This window comes from Hymenobacter mellowenesis, assembly GCF_030581005.1.
Taxonomy (GTDB): Bacteria; Bacteroidota; Bacteroidia; order Cytophagales; family Hymenobacteraceae; genus Hymenobacter; species Hymenobacter mellowenesis.
Map to the genome: position 1 here is coordinate 187,255 of NZ_JAUQSX010000013.1, position 18,964 is coordinate 206,218.

Here is an 18,964-nt window from a genome sequence, read left to right on the forward strand (position 1 = left end):
AAAGATGCTTCGGCTCCGCTCAGCATGACGGGCTTTCTGAATGGGTGCTTGGCCTTTCAAGCCGCAAAAGTACCGCTATTTTCCCGAACCGGCCCTTTCCCCACCCTACCCGTGCGCGCCCTCTCCGCTGTTAACCCCTTCATCTTCCGCTACAAGTGGCATTTCCTCGCCGGGGTGCTGTTTGTGGCGCTGAGCACGCTGCTGGCCATTTTCCCGGCCCAGCTGGTGCGCTACGCCTTCGATTTGGTGAACGAGGGCATAGACCTCTACCACCTTTACGCCGGGACCGAGGCGCAAAAGGGCGTGTACCAGCTGTTTGGACGCAATGTGCTGTTTTACGGCGTGCTTATCATCGTGTTGGCATTGCTGCGCGGCATCTTCCTGTTCTTCATGCGCCAGACGCTCATCGTGATGTCGCGCCACATCGAAAACGACCAGAAAAACCAGATTTACCAGCACTACCAGTCGCTGCCGCTCAGCTTCTACCGCCGCCACAGCACCGGCGATTTGATGTCGCGCATTTCGGAAGATGTGAGCCGGGTACGGATGTACCTGGGGCCAGCCATTATGTACTTTCTACAGCTCGTGCTGCTGTTCCTGCTCATCGTGCCGCTCATGCTCATGGTGAACGTGAAGCTGACGCTCTACACGCTGCTGCCGCTGCCGGTGCTGTCAGTCAGCATCTTCTACGTCAACAACTTGATTGAGCGCAAGTCCGACGAAATCCAGCGGGCGCTGTCGGGCATGACGACGTTTGTGCAAGAGGCTTTTTCGGGCATTCGGGTGCTAAAATCCTTCGTGCGCGAGGCCGATTCGCACGAGCAGTTTGCCCAGGCCAGCAACGACTACAAGGAGAAGTCGCTGAGTTTGAACTTCGTGAACTCGCTGTTCTTTCCGCTCATCCTGTTCCTCATCGGCCTGAGCACGCTCATTACGGTGTGGGTTGGGGGCCAGGAGGTTATTCGCGGTACCATCACCACAGGCACCATAGCCGAGTTCCTGATTTACGTGAACCTGCTCACCTGGCCGGTCACGGCGCTGGGCTGGACGTCCTCCCTCGTGCAGCGGGCGGAGGCCTCGCAGGCCCGCATCAACGAGTTTCTGGACCAGAAAACCGACATTATCTCCCGCCAGAACGTGGAGCGCGAGCTGGCCGGCGACATCGTGTTTGAAAACGTCTCGTTCACCTATCCCGACACCGGCATTCAGGCCCTGAAAGACGTGAGCTTCCGCGTGCGGCCGGGCCAGACGCTGGCCGTCATCGGCAACACGGGCTCGGGCAAAAGCACGGTGGCCGCGCTGCTCTGCCGCCTCTACGACGTGACGGCCGGCGGCATCAAAATCGACGGTACCGACGTGCGCGACTACTCCCTGCGCGCCCTGCGCGGCCAGATTGGCTACGTGCCGCAGGACGTCTTCCTGTTCTCCGACACCATCCGCAACAACATCAACTTCGGCCTCGATGCGCCCGCCGAAACCCGGATGCTGCAAGCCGCCAAAGATGCCGACGTGTACGAAAACATCCTGGCCTTCCCCGAAGGCTTCGATACCAAGGTGGGCGAGCGGGGCATCACCCTCTCCGGCGGGCAGAAGCAGCGCGTGAGCATGGCCCGGGCGCTGGTGAAGGAGCCCAAAATTCTGATTCTCGACGACTCACTTTCGGCCGTCGATACCAAGACGGAAAATGCCATTCTGGGGTCGTTGCAGCGCATCATGGCGGCGCGCACCAGCCTCATTATCTCACACCGCGTGAGTTCGGTAAAGCTAGCCGATGAAATCCTGGTGCTCGATGACGGCGTAATTGTACAGCACGGCACTCACGATGCGCTGATGGCCGAGACGGACGGGCTATACCGGGCGCTGTATGAGCGCCAGTTGCAAACGGAAGAAGCGTAACGTAGCGCGGACTTTTAGTCCGCGACCCAAGTCCAATCACTCGCGGACTAAAAGTCCGCGCTACTGACCTCATGACCCAACGCCTCGCCCTTGTCACGCTAATTGTTCGCAATTACGACGAAGCCATTGCCTTCTACACTCAAGTGCTGGGCTTCCATCTAGAATCTGACCTAGACATGGGCGGCGGCAAACGCTGGGTAGTGGTGGTACCGCCCGGCCCGGGCGGGGGCAGCGGCCTGCTGCTGGCCGAAGCCAAAACTGAGGAGGAAAAAGCCGCCGTGGGCTGGCAGGGCGCCGGCCGCGTCTGGCTGTTTCTGTACACCGACGACTTCTGGCGCGACTACCCGGTGCTGCAAGGCCGGGGACTAAAGTTTCTGGAGACGCCGCGCAGCGAAGTATATGGGCACGTGGCTGTTTTTGAGGACCTGTATGGCAACAAGTGGGACTTGCTGGAGCCGTTGGGATAAACCCGCTCAAAACGGAAAAAGGCCGCCCTGCTTAGCGAGGCGGCCTTTTTTTATAAATTCCCAATTATTGCCCGATGATGACGCGGCGCATGCCGGTTTTCTCATAAGCGGTGCAGTGCACGATGTAAGAGCCGGCCGGCAGTTGGCTTACGTTGAGCACGGCAGCAATCTGGCCGTTCATCATGGTGTGGGTGATGACGGGGCGGCCGCCCGCGTCGGTCACTTCCACGCGGGTGGGGCCGGGGTTGTCGGTTTTCACAGTGAGCTTGCCGCCTACCGACTCGGCTTTCACCTTGATGGCGTTGGGGTTAGCTGCCGGAGTTTCGGGGGCGGGGGCGATGAGGGCGGTGCCGGCCGGCGTGGTGGTAGGGGCGGCTACCGGGGCGGGGGCAGCCACGGCGCCGTTAGGCAAAATGGCCTCTTCTTTGGCCGGCGCGGCGGCTGGTGCGGCGCCAGGGGTTTGGGCCTGCGCTGCCACCGATATCAGGGCGCTGGCCAGCACGAATAGTAATAACTTTTTCATAAGTAGGATATGAGCGGGATGAAGTAAAGTGGCTACTGTAAAGCTACGCAATTATGAGGCCGAATTGGGCCAGGCAGGTGCCTGATGCAAAGCGGAAACGCCTTTTAAACGGGCTTATTGCAAAACTTTATTTGGACCTGGCTTGCATTAGAATCAAATAAAACCTTACCTTTGTCGCTCCAATACCAATCGGGGTGTAGCGTAGCCTGGTATCGCGCCAGCATGGGGTGCTGGAGGTCGTAGGTTCGAATCCTGCCACTCCGACTGAAAGAGCAGCCGCTCTCCAAAAGCCTCCGAACTTCCGGGTTCGGGGGCTTTTTTCGGCCACTCATTGGAACTAGAAAACAGGTCGCCCCATCGGCCTGATTTCGGGGTGTAGCGCAGCCCGGTAGCGCGCGTCGTTCGGGACGACGAGGCCGTAGGTTCGAATCCTGCCACCCCGACCCGAAAACAAACTGAAAAGGCCCGTTCCAATGCTGGAACGGGCCTTTTCGATTTTAAGCCTTCGCGGCCCGGCTGCTCTGCCCGGTCTCCCTACCTTTGCGGCTTATCCGTTTTTCACCTTATTTCTCCAATGAAAAAAGTACTTCTTTTCGCGCTGTTGGCCGCCAGTGCCCAAGCCAGCCACGCCCAAAGTATTGCGGCGGGCACCGTTTCGCTGGGTGGCAGCGTGGGCTACAGCCGCAACACCGGCAAATACAGCTACACGCAAGGCTCCACCAGCTACACGCAGGAAACGACCAGCAGCCAGTTCACTTTTACCCCATCGGTGGGGTATTTTGTGAAAGACAACCTGGCCATCGGACTCAACGCGGGCTATTCGGCCTACCGCAAGTCGTACACGAGCTACACGCCGGCGCCGACCGTAGTGCGGGCCGAACTGGACCCCACCACCACGCTGCGCCTGGGCGCCTACGTGCAGTATTACAAGATGCTGACCGAGCAGTTTGGCGTTCTGGGCACACTCAGCGGGGGCTACCAAAGCTCGCGCGATTCGCAGTACAACGGCAACGTTATTCAGGAATTCAAAAATTCGGGCTACTACGCGGAGCTGACGCCGGGCATCATTTTCTTCCCCATTCCGAAGCTGGGCATCAGCGCATCCATTGGTTCGCTGGCCTACAATCACCTGAGCTACGACTACCCCACTGCGTCCAACAACCCGGCCCCGGCCGGGTACGAAAGCACCGCTAGCACCTTCGGCGCCCGTTTCGGGCTCGACCAGCTGTTGTTTGGCGGCACGTACTACTTCGGGCACTAATTATTTTTCGCCTTCGCAAAAAGCCTTTAGCTAACCAGCTAAAGGCTTTTTGCATTTTGGGCAAGAAGAGGTGAATGCTTGACCTTCATGGAATTATCATCGTAGACACGTTATTTTCATCAACATATTTACTACTTCCTGTCATGAAACAACCCCTTACGCTGCTGGTCCTGCTGGGGGCCGCCTGGGGCGGAAGCCCCGCCCGCGCGCTGGCCCAATGCCATTTTGCTTACGTGCCGGTGTATGCGCACCACACCTGCCACTGCCGCCACGACTCGTGCGAGGTGAAAAAGCCGTTCGTGCCCGCGCGTTGGGGCGGCTACCTCGGCGCACTGGGCATGGTCGACCAGCAGCGCACGCCCTACGCCGGTGTCGATGCGATGGGCTACTATTGGTTGCGGCCCCGCTGGGCTACCGGCCTGCGCGGCAACCTCACCGGCAAAATGCCCGTGGGGGCGGCCCCCGAAACCGTCGGGGCCCAACAGCCGCTGGTGGACCAGTACGCTATTACCTGGACCAACAACCTGCTGCTGCTCGACCAGCCCCGCTGGCGCGTGATGGCCGTGGCCGGCGCCGGCGTGGGCGGCGCCCGCCTCTACGACAAAGCCGTGCAGGTGGCCACCAAAGGCAACTGTGGCTGTGGCACTACAGCCAAAGAAGTGGCCGGGGCCGCCGCGCCGGTGACGGAAGTGGGCTTGGCCGCGCTATACAAGCTGAAAGGGCCCGATGCCCCCTGGCTGACGCTGCGCGGGGAGTACCGGCAGTGGAACGGCTCGGCTCCCTTCGGCCTGCCGCAGCAGTTTTCGAGCTACGTGCTGAGCATAGGTGTGAGCCTGCCCGATGCGCCGCCAAAGGGGCGGTGATTGGGGTAGGGTGATAAAAAGAGAACGTCATGCTGAGCGAAGTCGAAGCATCTCGCGTGCCATAGCAACCCATTCGATTGAGTTACTACCCCACGCCAGGTGCTTCGACTTCGCTCAGCATGACGTTCTCTTTTCTTCTACTTCCTATTTCACTCCAATCCAGACCTCCGAAGCGTCATTGGCGCCGAAGCGCTCGAGGTAGAAGTCGCCGCGCTGGGTGAGCTTCTGGGTTTTGATGGCTTCGAGGGCAGCGGGGTAGAGCTTGTTGGGTGCCAGCAGGTAGCTCACGCCCGCTAGGCGGGCGGCCACCACGCGCTGGCCGGCGGGCACCAGGCGGTAGCGGAAGCCCGCTGGCAAGGGCTTGGTGGTATCGGCCACAGCCAGGCCGATGAAGGCGGTGATGGTGTCGTGGGCGGTTTCGGGGTCGTTGAGGTAAAGGTTGGCGAGGTCGCCGCCGAGGCGGGCCTGGGCGTCTTTGGCGCTTCGGAAGAGCTGGCCGAAGGCATCGCCCGTGACTTTGCCGTGGTAGGGCTGGCCGGCCAAGTAGAGCGGCGCGGCGGTGGTTTCGAGGGCTACGGTGGGGCTGCGGTTGCCGCCGAGGTAAACGTAGACGCCCGCGGCGAGGACAGTGAGCAGGATGATGGCGAGGAAGAGGTAACGCACAGTGTAAGAGAATGGTCTATATTGCAGGGAGGTAGGACGGCCACGCCGGCCCGCTAATTTGTCCAGCCACAAACTTACTCGCGCGCCCATGAAGCTCTACCTAATACTCTTGGTGGCCTTGCTGGCGGGAGGCCGGCCGGCAGTCGCACAAGCGCCGATTGCCCCCGCCGAGTGGGCCCCGCGCCGGTGGACGGTGGGCGTCCAAGCCGCCTTCTACCCGCGCATTGCCTACGAGCCCGCCACCGATGGGAGCGGCGCAGTTTTCGTGCGGCCTTGGCCGTTGATGCCCACCATTGCCTACCGGATAAAGCAGAAGACCAGCCTGGAACTGGGGCTGTTGCTGCGAACGATGCCGCAGCGCACCAGCGCCTTCAGCGATGGCTATGGCACCAGCGTTACGCAGGCTAACGCCACCTCCTGGGCGGTGCCCATCATCACGCGGGCGCACTTACTGCTGCCTAATCCGGGGCGCTGGCAGGCCGATTTTGAAATTGGCTTTATGCCCCTGTCAGCTTCTTACCGCCAAGAACAATTTTATACCAATGCCCAGACGGGCCAGCAATCAAAGTCCGGAGAGGTTAGCTACTCCTACAACGACTTCCTGTTCGTGGGCGGGGTGGGCGGCGCCTATGTCCTCACGCCCAACCTGCGGCTCACGGCCGATGCGCGGGTGACGTATTCGGTGCTGCTGGCCGTGGTCGGGGTAGCGCTTTCGAAATACGGCATTCAGAACAGCATCTCGGCCTTTGCCCCGGCCCTGAGCGGAGGCATGAGCTATCAGTTTGGGAAGACGCTCTGAGCCGACCGGCTATTTTCCGTCTGGCGAAGTGTCCGCCACCACGTACTGCATGCGGTAGAGCTGTGCGTAGTAGCCGCCCTCGATGCGCAGCAGTTCCTCGTGGGTGCCGGTTTCCTTGATTTCGCCTTTGTCGAGGACGATGATTTTATCAGCTTTCTGGATGGTGCTCAGGCGGTGGGCGATGACGAGCGAGGTGCGGCCCTGCATCAGCTTTTCGATGGCGGACTGAATGAGTTCCTCGGTTTCGGAATCGACCGACGAGGTAGCTTCATCGAGCACGATGACGCGGGGCTGGTACACCATGGCCCGCACGAAGCTGATGAGCTGGCGCTGGCCCACCGAGAGCGTGGCGCCGCGCTCCATCACGGGGTAGCCGAGGCCGTCGGGCAGGCGCTCGATGAAGCGGCGGGCGCCCACAAGGTCGGCCGCTTCCCAGATTTGCTGGTCGGTGATGGTTTTGTTGCCGAGGGTGATGTTGTCGCGGATGCTGCCGGCGAAGAGGAAAACGTCCTGCAGCACCACGCCGATTTGGCGGCGCAGCAGACTGAGGTCGTACTCGCGCAGGTCGCGGCCGTCGATGCAGATGCTGCCTTCCTGAATGTCATAGAATCGGCTCAGCAGGTTGATGATGCTGGTTTTGCCGGCGCCGGTGGCGCCCACGAAGGCGATGGTCTGGCCGGGCTTCACGTGAAAGCTGATGTCCTTGAGCACCCAGTCGGGCTCGTTGTAGGCAAACTTGACGTGCTTGAATTCCACGTCGCCCTGGATTTCGGCCGGCGCAAAGGTGCCGGTGGTGGCTATCAAATCCTGGTTATCGAGGAGCTTGAGCAGGCGCTCGGTGCTCACCAGGCCCAACTGCAGGGTATTGAACCGGTCGGCAATCTGGCGGATGGGGCGGAAAAACAGCGCGTTGTACATGATGAAGGCGATGAGCGCTCCCTTCGAAATCGAGCCCTCAATCTGGCCCTGGGCGGCGTACCACACCAGCAGTCCTACGCCAATGGCGCCCAGCACCTCGGCCACCGGAAAGTAGATGCTGTAGTAGAGCACCGAGCGGATGTTGGCGTCGGTGTGCTCCTGGTTGATGGCTTTGAACTTGCGGTATTCGCGGTCTTCGTTGTTGAAAATTTGGACCACGTTCATGCCCGTGAGGTGCTCCTGCACGAAGCTGTTGAGCTTGGCCACGGCCGTGCGCACGTCCTGAAACGAGCCCTTAATTTTCTCCTTGAAAACATAGGTGCTGAAGAGCAGCGGCGGAATGACGGACAGGCTGATGAGCGTCAGGCGCCAGTCAATCCAGAACATGAAGGCCATGATGAAGAGCAACTGCAGAATGTCGCCCACCATGGCGGCCAGGCCCTCGCTGAACACATCGGACAGGGTTTCGACGTCGGAGATGTTGCGCGTCACGAGCACGCCGATGGGCGTCTGGTCGAAGAATTTGAGCTTGAGGCTGAGCAGGTGGCGGTAGAGGTCGGTGCGGATGTCGCGCACGATGTATTGGCCCAGCCAGCCGCCGTAGTACGTCTGCAAATAGCTTACGCCGGCGTGAGCCACCAGCAGCACCAGCAGCAGCAGAAACATGGTGTTCAGCCCGCGCATGTCGTTCTGCTCGATGCTGACATCGACCATGCGCTGGATGAGGAAGGGGCGCAGCGTGCCCAGCACGGCTGTGGCCACGGTGAGCACCACGAGGCCGATGAACACGCGCCGGTAGGGGCGCACGTAGCTGAGCAGGCGGCGCAGCACGGCCCAGTCGAATACCTGACCAGTTTTGGTAGCGGAAGTGGTGGGGTCCATAAGTGGAACAAAGGTCGGGAAGAAACCGCGGGCGGGGCCAAAGAGTTGGCGAGCGTTTATTGCTGGGGAGAATTGGCCCAGGCAACGGTCAAGCGCTTTTCTTCATCTTCGGGTACATCACCCTTCCTGCAACGCCATGACCCGTCTGCTTCCAACTTTATTTCGCTTTCTTTTCTTTGGCCTGTGCCTGCTGCTGGCGGGCGCCGGCTGGGCCCAAACCGTGAACGTGGACGCTGTGACGCGCTACTGGGAAATCACCGACGGCCTGCGCCAGAATAAGCCCATCACCGACGCCGTGTGGCAGGAGTTTCTGGAGATACCCGGCAACAAGGTGTATGCGCGCGGCATCTTCTCGCCCGAAGACCTGGTGGCCTACCGCCGGGCCATGGAGGTGGTGTACATGCCCCGCTACGACTCGCTGCGGCAGGTGCGGCTCAAAAAACAGTCGTGGTACTATGTGCTGGTGAACGACTATAAGGAGCGCGAGGCCGAGCACCGCGCCTTCATCGCCACGGTGGCCAAGAGCCCGGAGGCCATCGACCTGATGTACCAGAAAGCCTACCAGTACCTGCCCGCCCGCAACCACACCAAGGTGGCCAACCTGAAAATCTACTACGAAGCCCTGGGCAACGACGCCACCTCGCAGCAGGAAGGCCTGTTCTACAGCCTGCGCGCCACTTTCGACGCCCGCGAAGTGCAGCCCGGCCTGCTCGAAGGCCACGAAATGCACCACCAGCTGCGCACCGGCCGGGACTTCGGTTCCATTGCCGACGACGACCTGGGCCTGCTGGAAATCCTCTACAGCACCCAGAACGAGGGCCTGGCCGACCTCATCGACAAGCCCGCCACCCTGGCCCTGCCCGGCGACACCCACAGCATCCGCGAGTGGGCCCTGGACCCCGCGCCCGCCTTCCTGCACAAGCTCGATTCTACTATTCAGGCGCGGGCCAAGGGGGGCGCCCCGGCTTCCGGGCGCTACTACCGCCGCCTTTCCAACGGCTCGAACGGCCACGTGCCCGGCTTCTTCATGGCGCGCACCATCCAGCGCAACGGCTACCTCAAACCGCTCATCAAGGCCGCCGACGACCCGTTTGCCTTCTTCTACCTCTACCAGAAGGCCGCGAAAAAAGACAAGGAGCACGCCCCGCTCTTCTCCGACGACGCTATGCGCTACCTCAAAGCGCTAGAGGCCCGCTACCCCAGGCCCAAAGGCCACCCCGCCGCCGCTTCCTAGCCCCCGACCTGTACGCCGCCTACAAGCGCGCCCACCGCGTGGGCAGCACCGGCGGCAAGAGCGGCAAGGAAAAGGCGCAGTAGGGAAAGAGGGAAGGAAACGTCAAATCGGCTGTCATCCTGAGCATTCTGCAATTAAAGCAGGATGTTCAGGATGACAGCCGATTTAGTAGCTGACCGCGTCTACTCCACTACCAGCTTTTTGACAAATGCCACGCCGGCCACCGCCACGCGCACGGCATACATGCCGGCCGGGCGGCTGCCGAGGTCGAGGCGCAGGGCGCCGGTGCCGTCGGGCGCGATGACCAGGGCGTGAGCCGGGCCCAGCGTGCGGCCCAGCGCGTCGAGCAGCTGCACGGTGGCCGGGGCGCGGGGCGGCAGGCCGGCCAGGGCCACCGTGGCCTGCCCGCCAGCGGCGGGGTTGGGAAACACCGTGGCCTGGGCGGCAAAGGTGCGGGCCTGCTGGGCGGCTGTGGGCGAGCCAAAGGGGTAAAGCGTTTGGGTACTGGAGCAGCCGAGGTTATTCGTCACGGTGAGCGTGACGGGGCTGCCCGGCGCGGGCGGGGTAGCGAAGCGGTGGGGCGGCGGGGTACGGCCCTCGAAGAAGGTGCCGTCGGGGAAGTGCCAGCGCCAGCGCTCCAGGGTGGCGTAGCGGGGGCCGGCGGCGGAGAGGTCTACGAGGCGCAGCGTATCGCGGGCGGGGCTGAGCGTGAAGCGGGCGCTGGCCGTGGGCGGGCGCTGGCACAGGAGCGTGGCGGCGGGGTAGGGCGCGCCTACATTGGCGAAGCGGGTGAGCAGCCCGGCCTGGTCGTTGGTGGTGACGCCGTTCGCGGTGTGGGGAATGAGGCGCCGTCCGACCAAGGTAATGGTGCCGTTGGCTTGCAGGGCGGTTTGCTGGGAGGCGGGCTCAAAGTAAGTTTCCCAAACCGGGGTGGCCCCGCCACTGCGGGCGGGGGTATATTCAGCCAGATAGCCCCAGTTGAGGTTATTGAGGGCGACGGGGGTGCGGTAGCCCGTTATTAAGTAGTTGCCATTGGCCAGCACCTGTACATGGTCGAGGCCGGCGTCGGGGTCCTGCGTGGTGAGGCCACTCACCCGCTGCTCCCACTGCACGGCGCCCAGGCTGTCGAACTTGGCCAGGTAGCCGGTAGGTGCAAAGTAGAGCGAGAGTACGGGCAGGTACTTCTTGGCGTACACGTTGCCGGCCACCACAAAACCGCCGTCGGGGGTGGGCTGCACGTCCTTAGGCTCGTAGAGTTCAGAAATGCTGCCGAAATACTCGCGGGCTAAGCGAATGGTGTCGCCGTTGGCCTTGAGGCGTTGAAGCCAGCCGCTACGCACCACGATGGGGTTGCTGGCATAAGGCGCCTGCCAGCGCCTGCCTTTCTGGCCCACCAGCACGTAGGAGCCGTCGCGCAGGGCGGCCATCGTCGTCACGCTCACCCCGTCGGGGGCGGTCGTGTTGCCCGGGTACTGGCGCCGCCACACCACGCGCTGAGCTGAGTCGAGGCGCACGACTTGCACGGCGTCGAGGGTGCTGTAGCCGTTCGACGCGTAGGGCTGCGTGTCGACCGTGTGGGCCCACAGGGCACCGTCGGCGGGCAGGCGCAACGCCGCCGTCGGCGCATTGCTGAAATTGCTGAAGCGGTACTGGGGCAGGTAGCGGGGCCGGCCGCGCCAGGTGCCCAGCGAATCGGTGCGGACACTGAAACAGGCCATGTTCAAGGAATTGGCTAGGCCCGACGTATCAGTGCAACCGGTGATGAGCCAGTCGCCGCCGCGCAGGGGCAGCAGGTTGAGGTAGCGGCCGCTGTTGAGGCCGTAGCCCCGGCTCGATAGGGTGTCGCCTTGGCTGTTGAATCGCCATAAGCGAGAGCTTTGCTGCACTATTGCTCGGTTACTCGCGTAGCGGACGAACCCTCCTATAACAGCCAGGCGGGAGGGCCGAACCGGTTGCATTTCTCCGACTGAAATAGCTACGTTGGGGGCCTCCCCAAACACGCGCTGCCACACCCGTGTGGGCTGGGCCGAGGCCGACGTGCTGAGGCCCATCCCCAGCATCCAAATCCAGAAAGAGAAACGCATAGGCTTGCTTAGTTTCATGAGCTTACTTAGTTTTTAATGGCCAGTCAACGCGGAGCGGTCGGACACTATACCCGGTGCATAGTCCTGCAAGGGTAGCTCGAATAGAATATCGTTAAGGAGTATTACCCGGTAACGGGTTGCCCGTCTATTCCCCGCCTACCGCACGATTTCCACCCAGCCCTTTACTCGCTCGCCGCCATCGGCCCGGCTGAAGAGGTAGTAGTAAAGCCCAGCGGGCAGGCCCGCGCCATCCCAGTCGTTGTGGTACTCGGGCACGTCGAACACCCGCTGGCCCCAGCGCGAGAACACCTGCAGCCGGCCCGGGCAGCCGCCCAGCCGCGGGGCAAAAAAGTCGTTCTGGCCGTCGTTGTTTGGCGTGATGATGTTGGGGAGTAAGGCGGCCTGCACCTCCACCGGCGCCAGTGTTACTTGGCGCTGGCAGGGGCCGGGCGGGCCGCTGCCATTGGGCAGCATGGCCCGGGGCACGAAGCGGCCATCGGCGTAAGTATGCTCCACGGTGGCGCCAGTGGCGGCGGGGCTGCCGTCGCCAAAGTCCCACTCCACCTGGCTGGCCGTGGCGCCAGAGGCCGCAAAGCGCAGGCGTAGCGGCGCCACCGGGTTATCGGCGCAGTCGAGGGCCGTCCAGGTGGCAGTGAAGCCCGGCGCGGCCGGTATCGTAATGCGGTAGGGCGCCGTGGCGCAGCCACCGGGCAGCTCGTAGTAGAGCGCCACGGTGCCCGGCGTGGTGGGCGGGGTGAACATGCCGTTGGCCGTTACGCCCGGGCCGCGCCAGGTGCCGCCCGCCGGCGACGCGCGCAGCTGAAACGGCCCCTGGCTGTTGCAAAGCGTGGTATCGGTGGGCACCTGCACGTTGGGCACCACGCTCACCACCACGGTTTGCGATACCACAATGGGGCAGCGCAATTCGGGGAAATCCCAGGTGTAGGTGAGGGTGTAGCGCCCGGGGCCCACGTCGCCGGGGTTGAAGCGGTTGCCCACCACGCCCGGCCCGCCAAACGTGCCGCCCGCCGGCGAGGCCGAGAGCACCACGCCGTGCGGCGGCGCCGCCAAGCAGATGCTCACCGCCCCCACCGGTGCAAACAGCACCAGCGGCAGTGGCAGCACCCGCACCTTTAGCTGCCCGGCATAGGCGCAGCTGGTATCGGCCGGCGTGGGGCCGGTGTACGACAGCGTTTGCACCCCCGCCAGCGCCGCCGAAGGCGTGAACGTAAAGCCCGCGCTCACCGAGCCCGCCACGCCCGGCCCCGTCCACCGGCCGCCGGGCGGCGTGGCGCTGAGGGCCTGGGGACCGGCCGCGGCGCACACGATGCTGTCGGTTACGCTCAGGGTGGCCAGGCCGGCGCTGCGCACAAAGACGAGCCGGCGGGCGCGGCCGGGGCAGAGCGGCGTATTGCCGGGCGGGCCGGTGTAAAACAGGTACTGACCGCCCACCAACTGCGGCGTCGGCGTGAAGGTGTAGCCCGTGGCCAGCGAGCCCGTGACGCCCGGCCCGGCCCAGGTGCCGCCCGCCGGGGTGCCGCCCCACAGCCGCATGGGGCCGCCCGAGAGGCAATAGGCGGTGTCGCGCGGCACCCGGGCCGTGCCGCCCGCGGGCAGCACTAGGATGCGCATCGTGTCGGTCACCGGGGTGCAGTCGGCGTCGCCCTGCAGGGAATATACCAGCAGGTGCGGTCCCCCCACCATCGCCACGGTGGGAGAAAACGAGAAGTGGTCGATGGAGCCCAGCACGCCCGGGCCCGTCCAGATGCCCCCGGGCGGGGTGCCAACCAGCTGAATCGGCGGGTCATTCGCACACATCATCAGAGGAGGGTGGGGCGTAATGACGGGCTGGACTTTTACCACCATCACCAGCGTCGCCACCACGGGGCAGCGCCCGCCCGTCACCTGATACACAATGCTGTGGTTGCCCCGGCCGGCCAGCATGGGGTCGAACAGGGAAGTGCCCGGCACCACGCCCCGCCCCGTGAACGTGCCCCCGGCCGGCGTGCCCGTGAGCTGCACCGGCGCCACGGTAGTGCCCGGCAGCAGGCAAAACACCTGGCGCGGAGCCGTGAGGGTGGCCGTGGCCTGGGGCAGCACCGTGATGCGCCGCGTGCTGGTGCCGGCGCAGCCGCTCACGGCGGCCGGGCTGGTGTAGGTGAGCACCTGCTGCCCCACCGGCGCCGCCGAGGGCACAAAGAAGAAGCCCGTGCTCAGCGAGCCCGACACGCCCGGCCCCGTCCAGGTGCCGCCCTCGGGCGAGCCGCTCAGCAGCACGGGATTGCCCCGCGCGCACACCGACAGCGTGTCGGTGCCGGCCGGCGAAGTATTGGCCTGAAATGCAAACTTGAACGCGGCGTTGTTGCAGTGGGGCGAGCCGTTGGTGCTGGTGTAGGTGCCCGCGCCGGGCGGCACCGGAATGCCCGTGCCGCCGCCCTGGTCGCAGGCGCACACGGCCTGGTAGAGCACATTCTGGCCGTCGAAGCGCGACATGCCGCCGTCCACATGGTCGTCGGCGGTGGTGCCGAAGAAGGTGGCGTAGTCCAGCCCGCGCGCGCCGTCAGACAGCTGCATTAGGTAGAAATCGACGCCGTCGGTGGCGCGTTGCAGGGCGTCGGGGGTGGTGGGCAGGCCGGTGGTGGAGCCGTTGTTGGGGTCGAGGCCGCCGCCCCAGCCGGCCAGGGCCATGCGTCCGTAGCAGTCCACCCCAAAGGCGGTGGGCGAGATATCCGTAGTGGTGCGCCCGCTGCCGAACACGGTGGCAAAGCCTGCCGTGCGCAGGTTGGGCTGCAGCTGCTGAATGAACTGCTGCCCGTGCGCCACGTGGTAGCGCGTGGTATCCAGGCCCGGCCAGGTTGGCCCCAGCGTCTGGCCCAGCACATACACCCGCCCGCCCGGCCCCGAGCGCACAAAAAACGCCTGGTCGTAGCCGCTCGTGCCCAGATAGGTTGATTGCGTGAGGGCCCCGGCGCCCGTGAGCCGGGCCACAAAGCCATCCACATTGCCGGCCAGGCCGACCTGATACCCGCTGGCCGACCCGTTCAGGGTGGCGCTGGTGGTGCCGCCGGCCACCAGCAGGTCGCCGCCCACGTCTTCGCGCTGCAGCGAGTAAATGGCATCGGCGCCGGCGCCGCCCACCAGGGTGGTCCAGCGCACCCGGTTCAGGGTGGAGTCGAGGCTGGTGACGAGGCCATCGGAGCTGCCGCCGCGGTAGGCGCCCGCCACCAGACCGGGGAAATTGGCCGAGCCCGTGACGCTGGCTACGTACACGTTGCCCTGCGGGTCGAGGGCGAGGTCGCCGCGGAAGGCGTCGCCGTAATTGTGGCGCAGGCGGGGCGCGGCGGCGGCCGGGTCGAGCAGGCCGTCGGTGCCGGTGCCGCCCAGGTAGGTGCTGGCCCGCAGGCCGCCCCCGCTGGCACTCAGCCGCGTCAGCACCAAATCGGACCCGCCGGTGAGTACAAAGGGCGAATTCAGCCCAAATGGCGCCACTGCTGGCCCACCGCGCAGGCTGCGATTGAGAGCCGTGGTGGTGGTCGGGTAGTCGGTGGAAGAGGTGGTGCCCAGCAGCAGCAGCTCGTTGCGGGCATTCACCAGCAGGCTGTGCGGAAACTCCAGGTTGTTGCCGCCCAGGTAGGTGGCCCAGGCCCGCGCCGTCGTCCCCGTAGCGCTGGCATTGAACTTCATAATGGTAATGTCGATGCTGCCGCTAAAAGCCGTCAGGTAAGCCCCCGAAGTAGTTGGGTAGCCTGGTTCAAACACCACGCCGGCGGTGTAGAGGTTGCCCCGCGCGTCGTGGGTGGCCGCAAAGCCCCAGTTCTCCACCGAGGAGCCCGTGTAGGAAGCAAACTGCACCGCCGGGTCAATGACGAGCGGACGCTGCCGGTCGTAGGCGCCCAGCCGGAAGCTCACCGCCGTGCCCTGCAGCTCGAAGGCGCAGGCCACGGCTTGGGGCTGGCCGGTGGTGGGGTCGGTTTGCCAGGCGCGGGGCGCCAGCTCCGTCAGCAGGCCGGCGGTGGTGCGCACTTCCAGGCGGCCGGTGGCGGGGTCGAGGCGCAGGGCGTCGGCGCCGCGATAGTTCCAGCGGGCCTGGGCGGGGTCGGCGCCGGGGGCCAATAGCAGGTCGTACTCAAATTGCTGCGCGGTGTTTTCCTTCAGCACCAGGTCAATACCGGGCCAGAGCTGGCGGTAGCGCAGGCCGTACCAGGCGCGCACATCGCGGGCCCAGCGGCGGGCGTCGGCGCCGCGCAGGTAGTGGCGGCGGCCGGGGGCGGCCGCTTCAGCAGCCGGTTCCAGCGTGGCAGTGGGGGAGGGGGCGATGAATTCCAGGCGCAGGCCGTGGGCTTTCACCTGTCCGCCGGGCAAGATGGCCGGCTTGCTTTCCGCCTGTGGCCCATGGCCCGGCAGACCGGTGGTGAGGGCGTAAGTCAAGCCAGTAGCTTCCACAAACAGCCGGGCGCTGGGCGCTACCTGGGCGGCGTAGCGCGCCCGAGCGTCCCATTGCCCCCGGTTTTCAATAAATTCCAGCGTGGGCCGGGCCTGCTGCCCGCGCACGGGCAACGACAACAGCGCGCCCCACAAAATGAGCAAGGTAAAAAGTAGACGCATAAGCAATTCAGTGGAAGAAGGATAGCAGTAAAGCTAGACCGCAGCGCACAAAAACCATGCGCTGTTTCCGCTTTTCTTCATCTTTATTTCCAATGGCTTGCCATGAAGCAGTGCCGAAATCCGAAGCCAGGCGTTGGCCGGCCTGGCTACTCCGGCTCCGGCACCACGCCTTCTTCGTACTCCACCCGGCTCAGGAACAGGCCGCAGGCCGGGGCCGCGTTGCCGGCATCCACCCGCTTCTGGGCCCACAGCAGCTCCTGGAACTGGCGCGGCGTGAGCTTGCCCCGGCCCACATCGAGCAGGGTGCCCACCACCAGCCGCACCATGCCCCGCACAAAGCGGTTGGCCCGGATGTGGAAGCGCCAGCCGCCCGGCGCGGGGTGCCAGCCGGCGGCCGTGCAGTAGCACACGTAGTGGTTTTCACCGCCTTTCACCTTCGAAAACGTGGTGAAATCGAACTGGCCCACCAGGTAGCCGGCGGCCTCGTTCATGGCCGCCACGTCGAGGGGGCGGTCCACGTACAGGGCGTGGTCACGGCGGAAGGGGTCGGGCTGCGTCACCACAAAGTAGTCGTAGTTGCGCTCCTCGGCTGAGAAGCGGGCGTGGGCCCCGGCGGGCACGGGGTGCAGGCGCAGGGGGGCAATGTCGGGCGGCAGGGCACGGCGCAGGCGGTAGAGCAGCTGGTCGAGCGAGAGCGTATCGGGCAGCTCGGCATCGAAGTGGGCCACCTGGTGGCTGGCGTGCACGCCGCTGTCAGTGCGGCCGCTGCCCAGGCAGTAGGTGGGGTGGCGTAGCACTTGGCTCAGGCAGCGGTCGAGCTCGGCCTGCACGGTGGGCATGCCCGGCTGAATCTGCCAGCCGCAGTAGGAAGTGCCGTCGTAGGCGAGGTGCAGGAAGTAGCGCATGAAGCGCAAAAGTACGGCCCCGGGTGCGTGCTACTCCACCACCACGCGCCGGGCCAGGGCCGCGCCGCCGGCCCGCAGCCGCAGCGTGTACACGCCCGGCGCCAGCCCGGCCGTCTCGACCCGGAAGCTGGCCCCGGACCCAGCGGGGCGGCGCACCACCTGGCCCAGCGCGTTCAGCAGCTCGGCGTGCGTGGCGGGGGCGCCGGCCGGCAGCGTCACCGTGAAGGCGTCGTGGGCGGGGTTGGGGGCCAGGGAGAGGTCGGCAGCGGTGGGGCGGGTGGCAGACAAGTAAGTGCCGGTATTGAGAAAAACACCAACCGCGCTGTAGCTAAGCGCAACGATATCCAGCCGGCCGTCGCCGTTCAGGTCGTGCAACAGTACCCCGACGGGGTTGCTGTTGGGCCCGGTGGGGTAGCTGCCAGTGGCTACAAAACCACCGCCGGCCTGTCCTTGCAAAACCGCAATATTATTTGTGGTGTAATTGTCCGTGGCCATATCCAGCCGGCCATCGCCATTCAGGTCGCCCAGCGCCACGGTATGCGGAAGGGTGCCGCCACTCGGGTACATGACGAGCGGCGCAAATCCGCTGGCCTGCCCCGCCAGCACGCCGATGGCCCCAGCACTGTTGGCAAAAGGCATAACGGAAACGATGTCCACCCGGCCATCCCCGGTCACATCGGCGAGTGCTACATCATCAACCAGGCCCATGCCGCTGGCATACGTGCTGGCGGGTGCAAAGCCACCAGTGGCCTGTCCGAGCAACACCCCCACGTTGGTGTTGTTGGCGACGGCAATATCCAGGCGTCCGTCGCCATTGATATCGCCCAGCGCCAGGCCATTGGGGCTGCCATACTGGCCCGGTGCGCCGGATGCATACGTACTGGCCGGTGCAAGGCCTCCGCCGGCTTGCCCCAGCAACACGCCCACCACGTGCGCTCCGTGGATGGTGGCAACAACATCGGGACGGCCGTCGGCATTCACGTCGCCCACGGCTACCCCCCGCGGCCCGCTGAGTCTGCTGCCAATCAGGCCGGTAGAGTACAGCGTTACCGCCCCAAAGCTGCCACCCGCTGCGCCCAGCAGTACCCCAATGCTGTTGGAGTCGCCATTCGCCGAAACAATATCGAGCCGCCCATCCCCATTGACGTCGGACAAAGCCACTTCTGACGGACCACTGCCTGGTCCCGTAGAGTACGTGCTGATTGGTGCAAAGCCACCACCGGTCTGGCTCAGCAGTACGCCGACCAGGTTCACATTGTAGTGTGTGGTAACGATGTCGGGTCGGCCGTCGCCGTTCAAATCACCCAACGCCAGCCCATTGGGCGAGTAGCCGGGGCCGGTAGCATAGCTGGTCATCGGCCCGAAGCTCTGGCCCCACGCCGCCGGCCCGACCGCGCCCAGCGCCAGCAGCAGCGCCCCGCGCCGGGCGTGGCCGGAGAAACGGCCGGTTGAAAAGGAGAAGAAGTGTTTCATGGAAAGAAAAGACGATGAAGCACCGGCCCCGCGCCCGGCGGGCCCAAGATACACGGTGCCTGGCGTTTCGGGAGTAGCAGGCAGGTTCGGTTTCCTTATTAATTAAGCAGAAACGCCCCCGCTACAACTCGTAGCGGGGGCGTCGGAAGCAGCGGCGAAGCGCAGGCGGCTAGCGGGCCAGCTGGCGGCGCTGGCGCAGCTTTCTCAGGCCCAAGGCCACGCCGGAGGCGAGCAGCAGGGAGGCGCCGCCGTCGAGGGGTACGTCGGTGGTGGCGGGGGGCGTGGTGGGTGTGCCCGGGCCGGGGCCGCCCGAGCCGGGTTGGGCCGACGCCGCCGAAACAGCCAGCGCAAAAGCCGCCGTGAGGAACAAAGATTTCATGGGAAGCAGCAA

Annotated in this window: 14 protein-coding genes and 2 tRNA genes; 8 read left to right on the forward strand and 8 right to left on the reverse strand. The window is 64.7% G+C overall.

The window, feature by feature from the left end; all coding sequences use genetic code 11:
- The first annotated feature begins 111 nt into the window (after positions 1 to 111).
- Both Q5H92_RS21590 and Q5H92_RS21595 read left to right on the forward strand, forming a co-directional pair.
- A complete protein-coding gene (locus Q5H92_RS21590) occupies positions 112 to 1,896 on the forward strand; it encodes an ABC transporter ATP-binding protein (protein WP_305013636.1) in 1,785 nt (594 codons plus the stop codon).
- Between the two features lie 71 nt (positions 1,897 to 1,967).
- The gene (locus tag Q5H92_RS21595) at positions 1,968 to 2,363 is read left to right on the forward strand and encodes a VOC family protein (protein WP_305013637.1); all 396 of its coding nucleotides are present in this window, start codon (positions 1,968 to 1,970) and stop codon (positions 2,361 to 2,363) included.
- 64 nt (positions 2,364 to 2,427) lie between these two features.
- On the opposite strand, the gene Q5H92_RS21600 is transcribed toward Q5H92_RS21595, so the two are convergent.
- Positions 2,428 to 2,886 (reverse strand): T9SS type A sorting domain-containing protein, encoded by a 459-nt coding sequence (locus Q5H92_RS21600; RefSeq protein WP_305013638.1) that lies wholly within the window; start codon positions 2,884 to 2,886, stop codon positions 2,428 to 2,430.
- A gap of 190 nt (positions 2,887 to 3,076) precedes the next feature.
- On the opposite strand from Q5H92_RS21600, the gene Q5H92_RS21605 reads away from it, so the two are divergent.
- The 4 genes from Q5H92_RS21605 to Q5H92_RS21620 all read left to right on the forward strand — a co-directional run bounded on the left by Q5H92_RS21605 (position 3,077) and on the right by Q5H92_RS21620 (position 5,010).
- Positions 3,077 to 3,150, forward strand: a tRNA-Pro gene (locus Q5H92_RS21605).
- A gap of 105 nt (positions 3,151 to 3,255) precedes the next feature.
- Positions 3,256 to 3,329, forward strand: a tRNA-Pro gene (locus Q5H92_RS21610).
- 131 nt (positions 3,330 to 3,460) lie between these two features.
- A complete protein-coding gene (locus Q5H92_RS21615; RefSeq protein WP_305013639.1) occupies positions 3,461 to 4,147 on the forward strand; it encodes an outer membrane beta-barrel protein in 687 nt (228 codons plus the stop codon).
- Between the two features lie 143 nt (positions 4,148 to 4,290).
- Positions 4,291 to 5,010: a hypothetical protein gene (locus Q5H92_RS21620; protein WP_305013640.1), complete on the forward strand. Its 720-nt coding sequence runs from the start codon at positions 4,291 to 4,293 to the stop codon at positions 5,008 to 5,010.
- 144 nt (positions 5,011 to 5,154) lie between these two features.
- Here the strand turns inward: Q5H92_RS21620 and Q5H92_RS21625 are convergent, their stop codons facing one another.
- On the reverse strand, positions 5,155 to 5,673 hold the full coding sequence (locus Q5H92_RS21625; protein WP_305013641.1) for a hypothetical protein: 519 nt from the start codon (positions 5,671 to 5,673) through the stop codon (positions 5,155 to 5,157).
- A gap of 88 nt (positions 5,674 to 5,761) precedes the next feature.
- Between Q5H92_RS21625 and Q5H92_RS21630 the strand changes: the two genes are divergently transcribed.
- Positions 5,762 to 6,472 carry a hypothetical protein gene (locus Q5H92_RS21630; RefSeq protein WP_305013642.1) on the forward strand — a complete coding sequence of 237 codons (711 nt, stop codon included), beginning with the start codon at positions 5,762 to 5,764 and terminating at the stop codon, positions 6,470 to 6,472.
- 9 nt (positions 6,473 to 6,481) lie between these two features.
- On the opposite strand, the gene Q5H92_RS21635 is transcribed toward Q5H92_RS21630, so the two are convergent.
- Positions 6,482 to 8,272 carry an ABC transporter ATP-binding protein gene (locus tag Q5H92_RS21635; protein WP_305013643.1) on the reverse strand — a complete coding sequence of 597 codons (1,791 nt, stop codon included), beginning with the start codon at positions 8,270 to 8,272 and terminating at the stop codon, positions 6,482 to 6,484.
- A 136-nt stretch (positions 8,273 to 8,408) separates the two neighbouring features.
- Here Q5H92_RS21635 and Q5H92_RS21640 point away from each other — a divergent pair, with 136 nt between their 5' ends.
- Positions 8,409 to 9,506: a DUF5700 domain-containing putative Zn-dependent protease gene (locus tag Q5H92_RS21640; protein ID WP_305013644.1), complete on the forward strand. Its 1,098-nt coding sequence runs from the start codon at positions 8,409 to 8,411 to the stop codon at positions 9,504 to 9,506.
- 182 nt (positions 9,507 to 9,688) lie between these two features.
- On the opposite strand, the gene Q5H92_RS21645 is transcribed toward Q5H92_RS21640, so the two are convergent.
- The 5 genes from Q5H92_RS21645 to Q5H92_RS21665 all read right to left on the reverse strand — a co-directional run bounded on the left by Q5H92_RS21645 (position 9,689) and on the right by Q5H92_RS21665 (position 18,952).
- On the reverse strand, positions 9,689 to 11,590 hold the full coding sequence (locus Q5H92_RS21645) for a T9SS type A sorting domain-containing protein (protein WP_305013645.1): 1,902 nt from the start codon (positions 11,588 to 11,590) through the stop codon (positions 9,689 to 9,691).
- Between the two features lie 156 nt (positions 11,591 to 11,746).
- Positions 11,747 to 16,195, reverse strand: a complete 4,449-nt coding sequence (locus tag Q5H92_RS21650; RefSeq protein WP_305013646.1) for a DUF7948 domain-containing protein — start codon at positions 16,193 to 16,195, stop codon at positions 11,747 to 11,749.
- A gap of 146 nt (positions 16,196 to 16,341) precedes the next feature.
- The gene (gene truA / locus Q5H92_RS21655; protein ID WP_305013647.1) at positions 16,342 to 17,100 is read right to left on the reverse strand and encodes a tRNA pseudouridine(38-40) synthase TruA; all 759 of its coding nucleotides are present in this window, start codon (positions 17,098 to 17,100) and stop codon (positions 16,342 to 16,344) included.
- 30 nt (positions 17,101 to 17,130) lie between these two features.
- On the reverse strand, positions 17,131 to 18,573 hold the full coding sequence (locus tag Q5H92_RS21660) for a T9SS type A sorting domain-containing protein (protein ID WP_305013648.1): 1,443 nt from the start codon (positions 18,571 to 18,573) through the stop codon (positions 17,131 to 17,133).
- A 169-nt stretch (positions 18,574 to 18,742) separates the two neighbouring features.
- Positions 18,743 to 18,952 carry a PID-CTERM protein-sorting domain-containing protein gene (locus tag Q5H92_RS21665; protein WP_305013649.1) on the reverse strand — a complete coding sequence of 70 codons (210 nt, stop codon included), beginning with the start codon at positions 18,950 to 18,952 and terminating at the stop codon, positions 18,743 to 18,745.
- Positions 18,953 to 18,964 lie beyond the last annotated feature (12 nt).

What these genes read in the sequence shown, in the direction of transcription:
- Q5H92_RS21595 (WP_305013637.1), top strand. Translation starts at nt 1,968, where the DNA reads ATGACCCAACGCCTCGCCCTTGTCACGCTAATTGTTCGCAATTACGAC.
- Q5H92_RS21600 (WP_305013638.1), bottom strand. Translation starts at nt 2,886, where the DNA reads ATGAAAAAGTTATTACTATTCGTGCTGGCCAGCGCCCTGATATCGGTG.
- Q5H92_RS21615 (WP_305013639.1), top strand. Translation starts at nt 3,461, where the DNA reads ATGAAAAAAGTACTTCTTTTCGCGCTGTTGGCCGCCAGTGCCCAAGCC.
- Q5H92_RS21620 (WP_305013640.1), top strand. Translation starts at nt 4,291, where the DNA reads ATGAAACAACCCCTTACGCTGCTGGTCCTGCTGGGGGCCGCCTGGGGC.
- Q5H92_RS21630 (WP_305013642.1), top strand. Translation starts at nt 5,762, where the DNA reads ATGAAGCTCTACCTAATACTCTTGGTGGCCTTGCTGGCGGGAGGCCGG.
- Q5H92_RS21635 (WP_305013643.1), bottom strand. Translation starts at nt 8,272, where the DNA reads ATGGACCCCACCACTTCCGCTACCAAAACTGGTCAGGTATTCGACTGG.
- Q5H92_RS21640 (WP_305013644.1), top strand. Translation starts at nt 8,409, where the DNA reads ATGACCCGTCTGCTTCCAACTTTATTTCGCTTTCTTTTCTTTGGCCTG.
- Q5H92_RS21645 (WP_305013645.1), bottom strand. Translation starts at nt 11,590, where the DNA reads ATGCGTTTCTCTTTCTGGATTTGGATGCTGGGGATGGGCCTCAGCACG.
- Q5H92_RS21650 (WP_305013646.1), bottom strand. Translation starts at nt 16,195, where the DNA reads ATGCGTCTACTTTTTACCTTGCTCATTTTGTGGGGCGCGCTGTTGTCG.
- truA (WP_305013647.1), bottom strand. Translation starts at nt 17,100, where the DNA reads ATGCGCTACTTCCTGCACCTCGCCTACGACGGCACTTCCTACTGCGGC.
- Q5H92_RS21660 (WP_305013648.1), bottom strand. Translation starts at nt 18,573, where the DNA reads ATGAAACACTTCTTCTCCTTTTCAACCGGCCGTTTCTCCGGCCACGCC.
- Q5H92_RS21665 (WP_305013649.1), bottom strand. Translation starts at nt 18,952, where the DNA reads ATGAAATCTTTGTTCCTCACGGCGGCTTTTGCGCTGGCTGTTTCGGCG.